This window comes from Curtobacterium sp. YR515 (assembly GCF_900113095.1).
Classification (GTDB): domain Bacteria; phylum Actinomycetota; class Actinomycetes; order Actinomycetales; family Microbacteriaceae; genus Curtobacterium.
Window position 1 is genome coordinate 74016 of record NZ_FOOD01000001.1, and the last position, 15839, is coordinate 89854.

The 15839-nt window shown below is 72.9% G+C and carries 16 protein-coding genes; 3 read left to right on the forward strand and 13 right to left on the reverse strand.

Annotation, left to right across the window (positions count from 1 at the left end; translation table 11 throughout):
- The first annotated feature begins 49 nt into the window (after window positions 1-49).
- Window positions 50-2188: a RecQ family ATP-dependent DNA helicase gene (locus BM028_RS00375; RefSeq protein ID WP_217647210.1), complete on the forward strand. Its 2139-nt coding sequence runs from the start codon at window positions 50-52 to the stop codon at window positions 2186-2188.
- A gap of 8 nt (window positions 2189-2196) precedes the next feature.
- Here the strand turns inward: BM028_RS00375 and BM028_RS00380 are convergent, their stop codons facing one another.
- On the reverse strand, window positions 2197-2541 hold the full coding sequence (locus tag BM028_RS00380) for an MAPEG family protein (protein ID WP_092383924.1): 345 nt from the start codon (window positions 2539-2541) through the stop codon (window positions 2197-2199).
- 108 nt (window positions 2542-2649) lie between these two features.
- The gene (locus BM028_RS00385; RefSeq protein WP_092383926.1) at window positions 2650-3519 is read right to left on the reverse strand and encodes an oxidoreductase; all 870 of its coding nucleotides are present in this window, start codon (window positions 3517-3519) and stop codon (window positions 2650-2652) included.
- A 102-nt stretch (window positions 3520-3621) separates the two neighbouring features.
- Here BM028_RS00385 and BM028_RS00390 point away from each other — a divergent pair, with 102 nt between their 5' ends.
- Window positions 3622-4557: a helix-turn-helix domain-containing protein gene (locus BM028_RS00390; protein ID WP_092383928.1), complete on the forward strand. Its 936-nt coding sequence runs from the start codon at window positions 3622-3624 to the stop codon at window positions 4555-4557.
- A gap of 124 nt (window positions 4558-4681) precedes the next feature.
- Here the strand turns inward: BM028_RS00390 and BM028_RS00395 are convergent, their stop codons facing one another.
- The 6 genes from BM028_RS00395 to BM028_RS18705 form a co-directional block, all read right to left on the reverse strand.
- Window positions 4682-5221: a hypothetical protein gene (locus BM028_RS00395; RefSeq protein ID WP_092383930.1), complete on the reverse strand. Its 540-nt coding sequence runs from the start codon at window positions 5219-5221 to the stop codon at window positions 4682-4684.
- 137 nt (window positions 5222-5358) lie between these two features.
- The gene (locus BM028_RS00400) at window positions 5359-6012 is read right to left on the reverse strand and encodes a hypothetical protein (protein ID WP_092383932.1); all 654 of its coding nucleotides are present in this window, start codon (window positions 6010-6012) and stop codon (window positions 5359-5361) included.
- A gap of 20 nt (window positions 6013-6032) precedes the next feature.
- Window positions 6033-7553: a ribosome biogenesis GTPase Der gene (der, locus tag BM028_RS00405; protein ID WP_071295441.1), complete on the reverse strand. Its 1521-nt coding sequence runs from the start codon at window positions 7551-7553 to the stop codon at window positions 6033-6035.
- Between the two features lie 68 nt (window positions 7554-7621).
- Window positions 7622-8305: a (d)CMP kinase gene (gene cmk, locus BM028_RS00410; protein ID WP_267484435.1), complete on the reverse strand. Its 684-nt coding sequence runs from the start codon at window positions 8303-8305 to the stop codon at window positions 7622-7624.
- 167 nt (window positions 8306-8472) lie between these two features.
- A complete protein-coding gene (locus BM028_RS00415) occupies window positions 8473-9597 on the reverse strand; it encodes a prephenate dehydrogenase (RefSeq protein ID WP_175495946.1) in 1125 nt (374 codons plus the stop codon).
- A 19-nt stretch (window positions 9598-9616) separates the two neighbouring features.
- Window positions 9617-10372, reverse strand: a complete 756-nt coding sequence (locus BM028_RS18705; protein ID WP_070419123.1) for a pseudouridine synthase — start codon at window positions 10370-10372, stop codon at window positions 9617-9619.
- 234 nt (window positions 10373-10606) lie between these two features.
- On the opposite strand from BM028_RS18705, the gene BM028_RS18710 reads away from it, so the two are divergent.
- Entirely contained in the window at window positions 10607-11533 is a 927-nt protein-coding gene (locus tag BM028_RS18710; protein WP_139219717.1) for a ribonuclease E domain-containing protein, read from the forward strand.
- A gap of 88 nt (window positions 11534-11621) precedes the next feature.
- Here the strand turns inward: BM028_RS18710 and scpB are convergent, their stop codons facing one another.
- The 5 genes from scpB to priA form a co-directional block, all read right to left on the reverse strand.
- Window positions 11622-12311, reverse strand: a complete 690-nt coding sequence (scpB, locus tag BM028_RS00425) for an SMC-Scp complex subunit ScpB (RefSeq protein ID WP_254789341.1) — start codon at window positions 12309-12311, stop codon at window positions 11622-11624.
- A complete protein-coding gene (locus BM028_RS00430; protein WP_092383936.1) occupies window positions 12301-13239 on the reverse strand; it encodes a segregation and condensation protein A in 939 nt (312 codons plus the stop codon). Before BM028_RS00430 ends, scpB begins: the two co-directional genes overlap by 11 nt.
- Window positions 13223-14101, reverse strand: coding sequence for a ParA family protein (locus BM028_RS00435; RefSeq protein WP_070416496.1), 879 nt, complete (start codon window positions 14099-14101; stop codon window positions 13223-13225). Before BM028_RS00435 ends, BM028_RS00430 begins: the two co-directional genes overlap by 17 nt.
- An 89-nt stretch (window positions 14102-14190) precedes the next feature.
- On the reverse strand, window positions 14191-15027 hold the full coding sequence (locus BM028_RS00440; RefSeq protein ID WP_092383938.1) for an SseB family protein: 837 nt from the start codon (window positions 15025-15027) through the stop codon (window positions 14191-14193).
- A 4-nt stretch (window positions 15028-15031) separates the two neighbouring features.
- Complete coding sequence (gene priA / locus BM028_RS00445) at window positions 15032-15778, reverse strand: bifunctional 1-(5-phosphoribosyl)-5-((5-phosphoribosylamino)methylideneamino)imidazole-4-carboxamide isomerase/phosphoribosylanthranilate isomerase PriA (RefSeq protein WP_092383940.1); 747 nt, start codon at window positions 15776-15778, stop codon at window positions 15032-15034.
- Between the last annotated feature and the right edge of the window lie 61 nt (window positions 15779-15839).

Sequence of the window (15839 nt, forward strand, 5' to 3'; positions counted from 1 at the left end):
CTGGAGGCGCGACCCACGTTTCGTCGGTCGGTGCTGACAGCATGGGGTCATGTCTGTAGCCCCACCACCTGCTCCGCCGTCCGCCGCGATCGCTGCGGAGGCGCAGGAGGCGCTGCACGCCCTGACCGGGCGGCCCGACGCGGTGTTCCACCCCGGGCAGCTCGAGGCGATCTCGGCGCTGGTGGAGCACCGGCAGCGCGCCCTCGTGGTGCAGCGCACCGGGTGGGGGAAGTCCGCCGTGTACTTCCTCGCGACCCTGCTGCTCCGGCGACGCGGGGGCGGCCCGACCGTGCTCGTGTCGCCGCTGCTCGCACTCATGCGCGACCAGGTCGCCGCGGCTGCCCGGGCCGGGGTGCGTGCGGTGTCGATCAACTCGGCGAACGCGCACGAGTGGGGTGAGACGCAGGCGGCGCTCGCCCGCGACGAGGTGGACGTCCTGCTCGTCTCCCCCGAGCGGCTCAACAACCCGAGGTTCCGCGACGAACAGCTGCCGACGCTCATCGCCCGCATGGGCATGCTCGTCGTCGACGAGGCGCACTGCATCTCCGACTGGGGGCACGACTTCCGGCCGGACTACCGCCGGCTGGCCGAGCTCATCCGGTCGCTCCCCCACGGCGTGCCCGTCCTCGCCACCACCGCGACGGCGAACGAGCGCGTGGTCGAGGACGTCGCCGAGCAGCTGACCGCCGGCCCCGACGACCCCGTGTTCACGATCCGCGGGTCCCTCGCGCGGGCCTCGCTGCGGCTCGGCGTGCTGTCGCTCCCCGATGCCCGACAGCGGCTCGGCTGGTTGCTCGCGCACCTCGGCGACCTGCCGGGCAGCGGCATCATCTACACGCTCACCGTCTCGGCGGCCGAGGACATCGCCCGGCTCCTGCGCGACAACGGGTACGCGGTCCGCGCCTACACCGGGCGCACCGACACCGACGAGCGCGAGCAGCTCGAGCAGCAGCTCAAGGGCAACGAGCTGAAGGCCCTCGTCGCGACGAGTGCGCTCGGGATGGGGTTCGACAAGCCGGACCTGGGCTTCGTCGTCCACGTCGGGGCGCCGTCCTCCCCCGTGGCGTACTACCAGCAGATCGGTCGCGCCGGTCGCGCCACCGACAACGCCGACGTGCTCCTGCTGCCCGGGCGTGAAGACCAAGAGATCTGGCAGTACTTCGCGAGCGCCTCGATGCCGACCGAGTCCCGGGCGTCCGCGGTGCTGCACGCGCTGTCCCGTGACTCCGCGATGTCGACGGTCGCCCTCGAGGGACTGGTCGACATCAAGCGCTCCACCCTCGAACTCCTGCTCAAGGTGCTCGACGTCGACGGCGCCGTCCAGCGCGTCGCCGGCGGGTGGGTCGCCACCGGGCAGCCGTGGGAGTACGACGCACCCCGCTACGAGCGGGTCGCCGCAGCCCGCGCTGCCGAGGCCGCCTCGATGCTCGACTACGAGTCCACGTCGCAGTGCCGCATGCAGCTCCTGCAGCAGGACCTCGACGACCCGTCCGCCGAACCGTGCGGTCGCTGCGACAACTGCACCGACGCCTGGTACCCGACGTCGGTGTCGTCGTCGGACGCCTCGGGTGCCGCCGCGGCGCTCGACAAGGTCGGGGTCGAGATCGCCCCGCGCGCCCAGTGGCCGTCGGGCATGTCGTCGCTCGGCGTCCCCGTGCGCGGCAAGATCGGCGCCGACGAGCTCGTCCAGCCCGGACGCGCCGTTGCCCGGCTCACCGACCTCGGGTGGGGTGGGCCGCTCCGTGCCCTCTTCGCACCGGGGGTCCCTGATGCCCCGATCTCGCGGGAGCTCGTCGACGGGTGCGTCCGTGCACTCAAGGACTGGCCGTGGGAGACCCGTCCGACCGGGGTCGTCGCGATGTCGTCGCGGTCACGGCCCGAACTCGTCGGGTCGCTCGCGCAGGCACTGTCCTCGGTCGGGCGGTTGCAGTTCCTGGGCACCCTCGGTCGGAACGGTGGGACGCCGCGCGGCGACGGTGCGACGAACAGCGCCTACCGGTTGTCGGGGGTGTGGGACACGTTCGTGGTCGATCCGGCGCTCGGGGCCGCGCTGCAGTCGCACGAGGGGCCGGTGCTGCTCGTGGACGACCTCGTCGACAGCCGGTGGACGATGACCGTGGCGGGGCGCGAACTGCGGCGGGCGGGGGCGTCCTCCGTGTTGCCGTTCGCGTTGGCCACGGTCGCCTGAGCCGGTCGTCAGCCGTTCGGGTTGCTCAGCCCGTCGGCCACCCACTGCAGGAAGACCACGACGGCCGCGTCGACCAGGAGCGTCCCGCCGGCCACGAACGACCCGGCCGCTGCGACGACGACCACCGCCGGACGCGGCCCGGGCACCCGGAACAGGGCCACCACCGTGGCGAGGAGCGCGGCGAGCGAGACGACCCCCGTCACCACCCACCACGGTGGGAACCCCTCGGTGAACACGCGCGCCAGGCCGACCGCGTGTGCGACGCCGGCGATCAGTGCGACGGCCCCGGGCGCAGCCAGCCACCAGCTGCTCGCGCCGCCGATCGTGCGGTCGCCGGACGAACGTGCTGTCATGTCGGACCTCCCCCGGACGCCCCGATGGGCGCCGCCCCGGCGGTCATCGTCGCACACCGGAGGCGCGGTGCGGGCCGGCACCGCGCCTCCAGTCCGCCGGGGTGCGGTTCAGGCGCCGATCGCGTCCAGCTCGGCGAGCGCGTCGGACGGCAGGGCGAAGCCCGCCGACGCGACGTTGTCGCGCAGGTGCGCGACGGACGAGGTCCCCGGGATGAGGAGCATGTTCGGCGAGCGCTGGAGCAGCCACGACAGCGCCACGGTCAGCCGCGACACTCCGAGCCGCTCCGCGACGGCGTCGAGTGCACCGGACTGCAGCGGCGAGAAGCCGCCGAGCGGGAAGTACGGCACGTAGGCGATGCCCTGCGCGGCCGTGCTGTCGACCATCGCGTCGTCCTCGCGGCGGGCGACGTTGTAGAAGTTCTGCACGCAGACGACGGGGGCGATCGACTGCGCCTCGGCGAGCTGTTCGGCGTTCACGGTCGACAGGCCGAGGTGCTTGATGAGGCCCTGCTGCCGGAGTTCGGCGAGGGCTTCGAACTGCGGCGCGAGGCTGCCCGGCTCCGGGGCGTCGAACCCGCCGACGCGGAGGTTCACCACGTCGAGCTGCCCGAGCCCGAGGTTGCGCAGGTTGTCGTGCACCTGTTCGACGAGCTCGTGCGGCTCGCGGGCGTGCGGCCAACCGCCCTCCGCGTCACGCCGGGCACCGACCTTCGTCACGATGTGCAGGCCGTCGGCGTACGGGTGGAGGGCCTCGCGGATGACCTCGTTCGTGACGTGCGGGCCGTAGAAGTCGGCCGTGTCGATGTGGGTGATCCCGAGCTCGACGACGGTGCGGAGGACGCGGATCGCCTCGTCGCGGTCGGTGGGCGGCCCGAAGACGCCGGGGCCCGCGAGCTGCATGGCACCGTACCCGACGCGGGTGAGGTCGAGGTCGTCGGCGAGGCGGAAGGAACCGCCGGGGAGTGTGGTGTCGGTCATGTCCACCACGATGCTCCCGGTCCGCCGGGACGGACAGGTCCCCGTCGACCCTGGGACCACGGGGACCAGGATCGGACCGCGCCGGGTCCGTAGCATCGAGGGGTGAGCGACAACACCCTCGGCGAGTACCTCCGGGCGAGGCGTGCGCTCGTGCGCCCGGAGGACGCCGGGCTGCGCGTCACCGGCGTCCGACGCACGCCGGGGCTGCGCCGCGAGGAGGTGGCGACGCTCGCCGGGATCAGCGCGGACTACTACCTCCGTCTCGAACAGGGGCGTGACCGGAACCCGTCGGGGCAGGTGCTCGACGCGATCGCACGGGTGTTCGGCCTCGACGCCACGGCGACCGCGTACCTGCGGGGTCTGGCCAGCGCATCCGGGTCGGGTGCCGCTGCGCCCGACCGGGCCAGGGGATCCCGGGGAGGCCGGAGCGACCGGGTCCCGACCGGGACGCTGCAGTTGCTCGACGTCGTCGGGTTGCCCGCCTTCGTCGAGAACCGTGCGTTCGACGTGCTCGCCGCGAACCGGCTCGCGTCCGCGTTGGCGCCGGGGATGCGTGCCGGCGAGAACCGACTGCGCACGATGTTCCTCGGCCACACCGAGCAGGGGCGCTACCCGGACTGGGAGCAGCAGATGGGCGGCATGGTGGCCGCCTTCCGGTCCTCCATCGGGACCCGTGTGGACGATCCGGCGATCACCTCGCTCGTCGGCGAACTGTCGCTCGGCAGCGAGGACTTCCGTCGGCTGTGGGCACGGCACGACGTCCGGCCGCTCGCCGGGGGCACCGTGCGGATGTGGCACCCGGAGGTGGGCGAGCTCGAGCTCCGGCGGGAGAAGCTCGGCATCGGCGGGACGGACGGGCAGCTGCTCGTGCTGCACCACGCCGAACCGGGGTCGCCCTCGGCGGGGGCGTTGGCGCTGCTCGGGAGCCTGGCCGCGGGGGCTGCGGGCGGCGCAGGCGGCGCGAGCGGCGCGGGCGGAGCGGGCGGCGCGGCGGGCCGACTCGGAACGACATCGTCGACGTCGTACGACCTCGACTGAGTCGCTCCCCCGCGCGTGCAACGGTGCGCGTCCGCAACGAGCGACAAGACCGGTGTCGAACGACGTCGACGATGTCGCATCGGCTCGGCACCAGCCAGCGCCATCACCGTGCGCCGCCGCCCCCTCAGCCCGCCGCAGGCCCCGAGCGTCGCGCCGGCTTCGGGAACGCGGCCCGCATGTGGTCGGTCGTCAGCACGTCCCCCATGCCGATCATCAGCAGCGAGAACACGATCTGCTCGATGACCATCCAGAACGGGTAGAGCCCCGGGATCGCCGCGACCACGAGCGTCACGACCGGGAAGATCCGGCTGAACAACCGCAGCCGCTGGTACGCCCAGTAGTACCCGAGCTGCGCCCGCCACGCGAACACGTAGAGCGTCAGCGTGATGAGCAGGACGACGGTCGCACGGAACCACACCGCCCACGGGACCGTCTGCCCGGCGTTCGTCAGGAGGATCGCCACGACGATCGCAGTCAGGCCGACCACGGTCTCGGCGACGAGCAGCCACCGGATCCACCGGAAGGAGCGGACGGTCTCGGGGTGGTCGAGCATGTCCTCGCGGATGACGTAGTCCGCCTGGCGGCCGCCGGCCAGCCGGTCGAGGTGCAGACGGCACCACAGGCGGTCGGCGAGGGCACCGAGCCCGGCGTTCTGCTGCGTCACCCTCCCATGGTGCCGTATCCGGCGGCGCGAACCGGCGGCGCACCACCCTGCCGTGTCCCGCGGCACGAACCGGCACCGCACCACCCTGCCGTGTCCGGCGGCGCGAACCGGCACCGCGCCTCCAGACCGGCGACGCCTCAGTCGGTCGGCAGGAGCGCGGCTCCCCCGAGGACCGCACCGGAGTCGGGGTCCAGCAGGACGAGCGAGCGCACCGGGTCCGGGATGCCGCGGGGTGACTCGAGGTCGAAGGTGATCGTCCCCACGTCCGACGGGATCGTGCCGAGGTCGTCGTCGTCCTCGTGCCCCGTCCAGAGCCCGGGCCGCGCGCCGACGACCGTGCCCTCGGAGAGCACCACCCGGACGCCTGGCAGCTCCGTGTCCGAGGACGCCACCCGGAGGTCCGTGATCCTGACGAGCAGGTGCTCCCCGGCGCGCGCGATCCGGACGTGACCCGAGGCGGACCGGTCGTCTGCCGAGGCGATCCCGTCGATCGGGGCGATCGGGACGAGGTCGCCGGCCACCGGCGGGACGCGCCGCCACCACGGGTCGATGGGCGATCCGTCGGCATGGTCATCCGTGGCGGGCTCGGGGACCGGGGCGCCGAGCGTGTTCGACGGGGACACGAGCGTGCCGCCCTGCAGACCCTGTTCGGCGAGCGGGGTCGTCGTCGCGACCGGCTCCGCAGCGTCGATGCCCCGCTCGGTCTGGATGGCGCGCCAGGCGATCAGGACCGCGACGAGGGCGAGCAGAGCGACCGCTGCGAACAGCCATCGTCGACTCGCCCTCGTCATGTCGGATCTCCTGATCGACCTCAGCGCTTGCGGCGCTCGCGCACCCGCATGTTGACGTTGATCGGCGTGCCCGAGAAGCCCCAGACCTCGCGCAGTCGACGCGTGATGAAGCGTCGGTACTGCGGGTCGAGGAAGCCCGTCGTGAACAGCACGAACGTCGGCGGCTGGCTCGACGCCTGGGTCCCGAACAGGATGCGGGGCTGCTTGCCACCACGGACCGGGTGCGGGTGCTCCTGCACGAGCTCGGCGATGAAGGCGTTGACCTTGCCCGTCGGGATGCGGGTGTCCCACGAGTCGAGCGCGGTCTCGAGCGCCGGTACGAGCTTCTCGAGGTGGCGACCGGTGCGTGCGGAGATGTTGACGCGCGGGGCCCACGCCACGTGCGCGAGGTCCTGCTCGATCTCGCGCTCGAGGTAGCGGCGGCGGTCGTCGTCGAGCAGGTCCCACTTGTTGTAGGCCAGCACCAGCGCGCGACCGGACTCGAGGACGAGGTCGATGATGCGGAGGTCCTGCACGGAGATCGGCTCGGTGACGTCGAGGACGACCACGGCGACCTCGGCCTTCTCGAGCGCCGCGGTCGTGCGGAGCGAGGCGTAGAAGTCGGCCCCCTGCTGCAGGTGAACGCGCTTGCGGATGCCGGCGGTGTCGACGAAGCGCCAGACACGGCCGCCGAGCTCGATCTGCTCGTCCACCGGGTCGCGGGTCGTCCCCGACAGCTCGTTGACGACGACGCGCTCTTCGCCGGCGGCCTTGTTCAGGAGCGAGCTCTTGCCGACGTTCGGACGGCCGAGGATCGCGACGCGACGGGGTCCGCCGACCTCCTGCTTGGCGACGGCCGAGGTGTCGGGGAGCGTCTTGATGATGAGGTCGAGGAGGTCGGCGACGCCACGACCGTGCAGCGCCGACACCGGGTACGGCTGCCCCAGACCGAGGTTCCAGAGCTCGTAGGCGTCGAGGTCGCGCCGGTCGTCGTCCGACTTGTTCGCGACGACGATGACCGGACGGTCGGTGCCGCGGAGCATCTTCACGACGTGCTCGTCGGTGGCGGTGATGCCGACCGTGACGTCCACGACGAAGAGCACCGCGTCGGCGAGGTCGATCGCGACCTCGGCCTGGGCGGCGACGGAGGCGTTGATGCCCTTGGCGTCGGGCTCCCACCCGCCGGTGTCGACGAGGGTGAAGCGCTTGTCGTTCCACTCCGCCTTGTAGGCGACGCGGTCACGCGTGACACCGGGGGTGTCCTGCACGACGGCTTCGCGGCGACCGAGGATGCGGTTCACCAGCTGCGACTTGCCGACGTTCGGTCGCCCGACGATCGCGAGCACCGGGTAGGCCGGCAGGTACGTGATGCCGTCCTCGCCGAGCTGCCCGGCTTCGAGCAGGGCGACGTCCTCTTCGTCGAGCTCGTAGTCCTCGAGCCCGGCGCGGAGCGCGTTCGCCCGCTGCTCGGCCTCGGCTTCGTCGAGCCCGGCGATCCGCTCGCCGAGGGCGTCGTCGTACTCGGGGAAGTCGTCGTGTTCTGGGTTGTCCAGCTGCGCCATGTGGGTGTCCTTGCCGGCGACCCTTCGGCCGCGTGTTGTCAGTGCGTGGCCGCGCGTGGCCCTGGTGGTCAGTGCCCGGTCGCGCGGGCCAGGTCGACGACCGCTTGCACGGTCTGGTCGAAGTCGAGGTCGGTGGAGTCGAGCGTCGTGACGCCGTCGGCGGCGTTCATGAAGTCGACGACCTTCGCGTCCGCCGCGTCGCGACGAGCGAGTGCGGCGGAGGTCTCGGCGGCCGACTGGGTGGTGACCTCAGCCGAGCGCCGAGCCATTCTAACGGACTCGTCGGCCGTGAGGAGGATCCGGACTTCGGCGTCGGGCGCGACGACCGTGGTGATGTCACGCCCCTCGGTGATGATGCCCCGGCCCTCGGCCTTGCGCATCACGTTCCGGAAGAGCTGCACGAGCCGCTGCCGGACCTCGGGCAGCTTCGCGATGTGGGCGACCGCGGCGGTGACCTCGGGCGTGCGGATCGCGTCGGTGACGTCGGTGCCGTTCACCTGGACGAAGTAGGCGTCCGGGTCGGTGCCGATCTCGTAGTCGAAGGTGTCCCAGCTCGCCAGGACCGCGGCGGCGTCGTCGAGGTCGACCTGCTGCTGCAGGGCGTGCCAGGCGAGCGCACGGTAGGCGGCACCGGTGTCCTGGTAGCCGAAGCCGAGCGCGCGCGCCGCGGCACGGGACACGCTCGACTTGCCGCTGCCCGCGGGACCGTCGACCGCGATCACGAACTTCGCGACGAAGGCGCCGTCCGGCAGTCCGGCCGGCAGGGGGTCGCGCGTCGAACCGGGCTCGCCGCCGCCCTGCCCGTCGAGACCGCCACCCGCACCGCCGGCGCCGCCGATCGGGCCGGGCTGGTCGCCGGGCGTGGGCAGCCCCGTGTCGGGTCCGTCGGGTCCACCGGTCACGCCGGAGTCGTCGTTGTTCAGGCCCATGCTGCTGCGATCCTCCATCCGCGACCCTCGAGTTCGTCGACGAGTCGCTGTTCCTGCTCGGGCACGACCGACACCTCGACGATGCCGATCTGCGCGCCCGGTGAGTGCTCGAGGCGCATGTCCTCGAGGTTGATGCCGATCTCCCCGATGAACGTGAGGAGGGCGGCGATCTGGCCCGGGGTGTCGTCGACGAGGACGACCACCTGGGCGAAGCGCTTCGTGGTGCCGTGCTTGCCCGGCAGCCGTTCGACGCCGCGGTTGCCCGCGGCGATGGTCTCGGCGAGGGCGCGGGGCGAACCGGGGGCGGTCGGGTCGTCGAGTGCGGCGAGCACCCGGTCGAGGTCGTCGCGGAGGTCCGCGAGCACCGGCCGGATGCGCGACGCGTTCGCACCGATGATCTGCACCCACAACCCCGGGTCGCTCGCGGCGATGCGGGTCACGTCGCGGACGCCGCCGCCCGCGAGGCCGAGCGAGCCGTCGGGGGCGTCCCGCAGCCGGGAGGCCATCAGCGTGGACACCAGCTGCGGTGCGTGCGAGACGTACGCCACCGCGAGGTCGTGCGACTCCGGTTCCATCGGGACCACGGTCGCGCCGACGTCGAGCGCCAGGTCTTCCACCACGGCGGCACGCTGGTACGTGATGTCGTCGTGCCCGGCGATCACCCACGGCTGTCCGAGGAAGAGATCGGCGCGCGCGGCGGTCGGCCCGCTGCGTTCGCGGCCCGCCATGGGGTGCGAGCCGATGTAGCGCGAGATGTCGGCGCCGGCTGCCCGGAGCGAGGCGAGCGGCCCCGACTTCACGCTCGCCACGTCGGTCACCACGGCATCGGGGAACGCCGCGAGCTCACGCTCGACGACCGCCGCCACGACGTCCGGGGGAACCGCCACGACCACGAGTTCCGGACGGTCACCGGGAGCCGGTCGACGCCCGGCGCCGTAGTCGACGGCGAGCGCCAGGGCTGCGGGCGAGACGTCGTCGAGGACGACCTCGACACGCTTCTCACGCAGTGCCAGGCCGATGGACGCGCCGAGCAGGCCCGCACCGACGATCCGCACGGGTCCCCGGAGCCGCCGGTCGATGGCCGGTTCGGCGAGCGGGGTGGTGGCGTCGGTCACCCCGCAAGCCTACCGATCGTCAGTCCGAGGACTCTTCGCCGTCCGAGGCCTGGGGAGAACCCTTCGCCTCACGGGCGATGCGGAGGAGCGAACCGAGCTCGACCGTCGACAGCTCCCGGGTCTTGCCGATCGGCAGGGACCCGAGGTGCAGCGGCCCGAACGACCGCCGGACCAGTTCGAGGACGGGGTGGTCGACCTCGTCGAGCATGCGGCGCACGATCCGGTTGCGACCGGAGTGCAGCGTGATCTCGACGAGCGACTCCCCACGCGAGGACTCGAGCAGGCGGACCTTGTCGGCCGCGATCGGACCGTCCTCGAGCTCCACACCGTCGAGCAACCGCTGCACCGTCGCGGGGTTCACGTTGCCGCGCACCTTCGCGATGTACGTCTTCGTCACCCCGAACGACGGGTGCGCCAGGACGTGCGCGAGGTCCCCGTCGTTCGTCAGCACGAGCAGCCCGGACGTCTCGGTGTCGAGCCGCCCGACGTTGAACAGGCGCTCCTCGTACCGGTCGACGTACTCGGAGAGGTCACGACGTCCACGCTCGTCCTGCAGGCTCGAGACCATGCCGGTCGGCTTGTTGAGCAGCACGTAGCGGCGCGAGCTGTCGATCTGCACCGGGACGCCGTCCACCGCGATCTGGTCGGTCTCGGGATCGACACGCCGGCCGAGCGCGTCGACGACCTCGCCGTTGACCGTCACGCGGCCCTCGACGATCAGGTTCTCCGCGACGCGGCGAGATGCCACGCCCGCAGCGGCGATCACCTTCTGCAGGCGCTCCCCCTCTGCCTGGAGGCGCGGCGCGGCCCCGGCGGTCGCCGTCCCGTCCGCCGCGTCCCAGTCCGGGATGATCGGGCGCTCGGGCGTGCCCTCGAGCGGCTGGCCCTGCTGGTCGCGGGCGCCCTCGGGCTGCGGGGTGGTGCGGCGGTCGGTGCCGCGCGGGCCGGTGTTCCGGGGCCGGTCGCCGTTGCGCGCCGTGGTGGTGCCGCCGACGTAGCGTCGGCCGTTGTGCCACACCGTGCTGGGTCGGCCGTCGGGGGCACGGCGGTCCTCGCGGGCTGGGTCGCGGCGGCGGTCGTCGTCGCGTCGGGGAGCGTCACGACGGTCGTCACGCCGATCGTCACGGCCGCGGTACCCACCGGACGCCGGACGCTCGTCACGACCCCGGTACCCGCCGCGGTCGTCGTCACGGCGGTTGAACCCGCCGCGGTCGCTGCCGCGGCGGTCGTCCTCGCGGCCGACGAACCGACCCCGGTCTCCCCCGCGGTCGTCGCGACCCCGGTACCCGCCGCCGGACGCCGGACGCTCGTCACGCCCGCGGTGCCCGCCGCGGTCGTCGTCACGGCGCGGGGCATCACGGCGGTCGTCACGGCCCCGGTACCCACCACCGGACGCCGGACGCTCGTCACGGCCGCGGTACCCGCCGCGGTCATCGTCACGGCGCGGGGCATCACGGCGGTCGTCACGACCCCGGTACCCACCACCGGACGACGGACGCTCGTCACGCCCGCGGTACCCACCACCGGAGGCCGGACGCTCGTCGCGCCCGCGGTAGCCACCGCGGTCATCGTCACGGCGCGGAGCATCACGGCGGTCGTCACGACCCCGGTACCCACCACCGGACGACGGACGCTCGTCACGGCCGCGGTATCCACCACCGGACGACGGACGCTCGTCACGGCCGCGGTACCCGCCGCCAGTCGACGGACGGTCGTCACGCCCGCGGTAGCCACCGCGGTCGTCGTCACGCCGGCCGGACCCCGCACGGTCGTCACGACCCCGGTACCCGCCACCGGAGGACGGACGCTCGTCACGGCCCCGGTACCCACCGGAAGCAGGACGGTCTTCGCGCCCGCGGTACCCACCGCGCTCGTCGCGACCAGCGCCCTCAGACCGGCCACCCGCACGGCCGGAGCCGGCGGTGCGGTCTCGTGACGCGCCTCCAGGCCCACCCGCGCCGTCCCGACGACCCGCGCCGTCCCGGCGACCCGCGCCGCCTCGTGGGCCGCCTCGTCGTTCTTCCTCATACGCGGCCATCGGGGATCCCTTCGTTCTGCTCGAAGCCGCCGGCACCGTCGTCCAGGAGGGGCGAGATGAGCGGCAGCTCGTCGAGCGAGTTGATGCCGAGCTGCTGCAGGAGCAGGTCGGACGTGACGTAGTTGATGGCGCCGGTCTCGGCGTCGGTGAACGACTCCTCGATGAGGCCGCGCGCGACGAGCGTGCGGACGACGCCGTCGACGTTGACGGCGCGGATCGAGGCGATCTGCGACCGGGTGATCGGCTGCTTGTACGCGACGACCGCGAGGGTCTCGAGCGCGGCCTGCGACAGGCGGGAGGGGCGTTCGGCCTCGACGAACTGCTCGACGACGTCGTCGAGGTCCTGCCGGACGTAGAAGCGCCAGCCGCCGCCGACCTCGCGGAGTTCGAACCCGCGGCGGATCGTGCCGTCGACCCCGTCGAAGTCTGCCACGAGACGCTCGATTGCCTGCCTGACCACGGGGACGGGAGCCCCCACGGCCGCGCCGAGGGACACGAGCGACTGGGGTTCGTCGGCGATCATGAGGATCGCCTCGAGCTGTCGGTCGACGGGGATCTCCGGCCGGGCGGCACGCTCGTGCGCCTCGTGGATCTCGCGCTCGATCGCGCGGGCGTCGGCCATCTCGTCGGCGCCGCCGGGTTCGGCACTGGACGTGTCGTGCACGTCATCCGTCATAGTCGGCTCCCAGGTTGGCGAGGCTCTCGTCGGACCAGTCCTCGGCGGTCCAGCGCAGCGTCAGCTCCCCGAGCGGTTCGAACTGTTCGAACGAGATGGATGCGTTCCGGTACAGCTCCAGGATCGCGAGGAAGCGAGCCACCACGATACCCGTCTCCGAGACGCCGGCGATCAGTTCGCGGAACGAGACGTCCTCGTCGGCACGCGTGCGGAGGATCGAGACGACGATCGCGGCCTGCTCCCGGATGCTGACGAGCGGGGCGTGCAGGTGGTCGAGTCCGACCGTCGGGAGCTCCCGCGGGGCGAACGCCAGGGTCGCCAGCGCGGCGAAGTCCTGCACCGACAGGGTCCAGACGAGCTCGGGGGTCCGGGCGCGGAACCGCTCCTCGAGCCGGACGCTCCGCACGTGGCGTCGGGACTCGGTCAGCCAGCGGGAGCCGAACCAGTCGGCGGCCTGCTTGAACGCCCGGTACTGCAGCAGTCGGGCGAACAGGAGGTCGCGGGCCTCGAGCAGGGCGACGTCCTCGGCGTCGACGAGCTCGCCCTGCGGCAGGAGTCCGGCGATCTTGAGGTCGAGCAGCGTGGCGGCGACGACGAGGAACTCGCTGGCCTCGTCGAGTTCGTCCTGGGACTCGGCCTGGCGCACGTACTCGATGAACTCGCCCGTCACGGCGCCGAGCGAGACCTCGGTGATGTCGAGCTCGTGCTTCGTGATGAGCGAGAGGAGCAGGTCGAACGGGCCGTCGAAGTTGCGGAGCCGGACCCGGAAGCCGGCCGCGGTCTGCGTGCCGGCGGGTGCCGGCTGTCCGGCCGGTCCGGCGGGGGCCGGCTGCCCGGCCGGTCCGGGTGCCGGCTGTCCGGGTGCCGGCTGTCCGGCCGGTCCGGGGGCCGGCTGTCCGGCAGGTCCGGGGTCAGGCGACGGCGCCACGCTCGACGAGCTCCCTGGCGAGCTGCCGGTACGCGTGTGCGGCCGCGTGGTCCGGCGCGGTCTGCGTGATCGGCCGCGCCGAGACCGTGGCGTCCGGGAACTTCACGGTCCGGCCGATGACGGTGTCGAGCACGCGGTCGTCGAAGGTGTCCACGACGCGCTCCATGACCTCGCGCGAGTGCAGCGTGCGCGAGTCGTACATCGTCGCGAGGATCCCGTCGAGTTGCAGCGCCGGGTTGAGGCGGTCGCGCACCTTGTCGATCGTCTCGATGAGCAGCGCCACACCACGCAGGGCGAAGAACTCGCACTCGAGCGGGATGAGGACGCCGTGCGCGGCCGTCAGGGCGTTCACGGTCAGCAGCCCGAGCGACGGCTGGCAGTCGACGAGGATCACGTCGTAGTCGTTCGCGACCTTCCGGAGCACGCTCGCGAGGATCTGCTCGCGCGCGACCTCGTTCACGAGGTGCACCTCGGCCGCGGAGAGGTCGATGTTCGCGGGGATCACGTCGAGGTAGGGCGTGTTCGTCGGCTGGATGACCTGGTTCGGGTCCTTGATCGACCCCATCAGCAGGTCGTAGACGGTGGGGATGTCGTGGGTCCGCACGCCGAGGCCGGCCGACAGCGCGCCCTGCGGGTCGAAGTCCACCGCGAGGACCTTGCGCCCGTACTCCGCCAGCGCCGCGCCGAGGTTGATCGACGTCGTGGTCTTGCCGACGCCGCCCTTCTGGTTGCACAGCGCGATGATGCGAGCGGGACCGTGGCCGTCGAGCTCCTCGGGCACCGCGAACTGCCGGACGGGCCGTCCGGTCGGACCGTAGGTGGTCTCGCCGGTTCCGGGGGTGGTCGTCGGGTTCGTGCTCACCCCGTCATCGTACCGGCGACTGGCCGCCGGGCCGGGCCGCACCGCCGGGCCGGGCCGCACCGCCGCAGGTCGGGGCCAGGAGGCGCGACTCACGCTGGGCGCAGCGCCACCCGCATGCTGTCCACGCGTTCCGCGATGACGGCGTCCGCCGTCCAGCGCTGCTGCAGGCGCCCCACGAGCTCCTGTACCTGCGTCTGGTCGAGTCCGGGGTGGAGCGCCAGCCCCACCGTCAGTTCCGCACCGGCGAACCGTCCGAGCGGGTCCCCCGGGGCCAGCTCGACCCGCGCCACCGCACGTTCCCCCACGACGGAGTCGGCGAAGGCCCGGGCCACTTCCGGGTCCTCGAAGCAGGGCGTCCACGGCAGGTCCTGCCCGATCGCCCACACCGCGGGGCGACGGAGCACGAACTCGGTCGGCGCCGTCGGGTCGAGGACCACGAGCTGGGTCTCCTCGCTCGCCGCGGCCATGGCCACGCGGCGGGAGTCCGCGGGAACCGGTCGGGCGTCCGGATCCCAGGAGCGCATCGCCTCGACGGAGGTGAAGGCGGGCATGACGCTGCGACCGTCCGGCCCGGCGACCGTCACGATGGAGAGCTCCTGCGTCTTGTCGACGAGCTTGCCGGCGTCGGTGTGCCCGATGTCTCCGGCCTCGGCGATGAGCGGGATGAGCAGCCGTGCGGTGCGGAGCGCGTCGACGACCACCCGCTGCGACCCCCCGTCCGGCAGCGCCGTGATCGCAGCGACGACGGCCGGGTCGGCCAGACCGTCGTCGTCGTCGAACGTCGTGTCGTGCTGGTCGAACGTGCGACCGGCCCAGGCGAAGCCCGCGGAGTCCGCCGCCCCACCGGGGGTGTGCGCGTCGTCCGGGTGCCCGTCGCCCGCGGGCCCGTCGGGTCCGGTGCCGCGACCGTTCGAGATGCCCGCCACGCGCCTACTCCGAGGCGATGTCGAGCGCGGCCGGGAGCGTGAACGCCCCCGAGTAGAGCGCCTTGCCGATGATCGCGCCCTCGAGCCCGTGCGGCACGAGCGCCCGCAGTGCACGGAGGTCGTCGAGCGTCGAGATCCCGCCGGAGGCCACGACGGGCTGGTCGGTGCGGTCGCAGACCTCGCGGAGGAGGTCGACGTTCGGGCCCTGCAGGGTGCCGTCCTTCGTCACGTCGGTCACGACGTACCGGGCGCAGCCGGCTTCCTCGAGGCGGTCGAGGACCTCCCACAGGTCGCCGGCGTCCTCCGTCCAACCCCGACTGGCGAGCGTCGTGCCGCGCACGTCGAGCCCGACGGCGATCTGCTCGCCGTACGTCCGGATCACGCGGGCCGCCCACTCCGGGTCCTCGAGCGCGGCGGTGCCGAGGTTCACGCGTGCGGCACCGGTCGCGAGGGCTGCCTCGAGCGAGGCGTCGTCGCGGATGCCGCCGGAGAGCTCGACGGCGACGCCCTCGACCTCGCGGATGGCGTGCGCGATGACCTTGCGGTTGTCACCGCGGCCGAACGCCGCGTCGAGGTCGACGAGGTGGATCCACTCGGCACCCTGGTCACGCCACGTCCGGGCCGCCGTCACCGGGTCGCCGTAGGAGGTCTCGCTGCCGGCCTCGCCCTGGGTGAGGCGCACCGCCTGGCCGTCGACGACGTCCACGGCGGGCAGCAGGACGAGGGGCGGGGTGGTGGAGAGCTCGGTCATGGTCCTGTCTTCGTTGCGGGGGTCGTCGGGCGTCGTCATTCGCGACGTGTCGCCGCGGGTC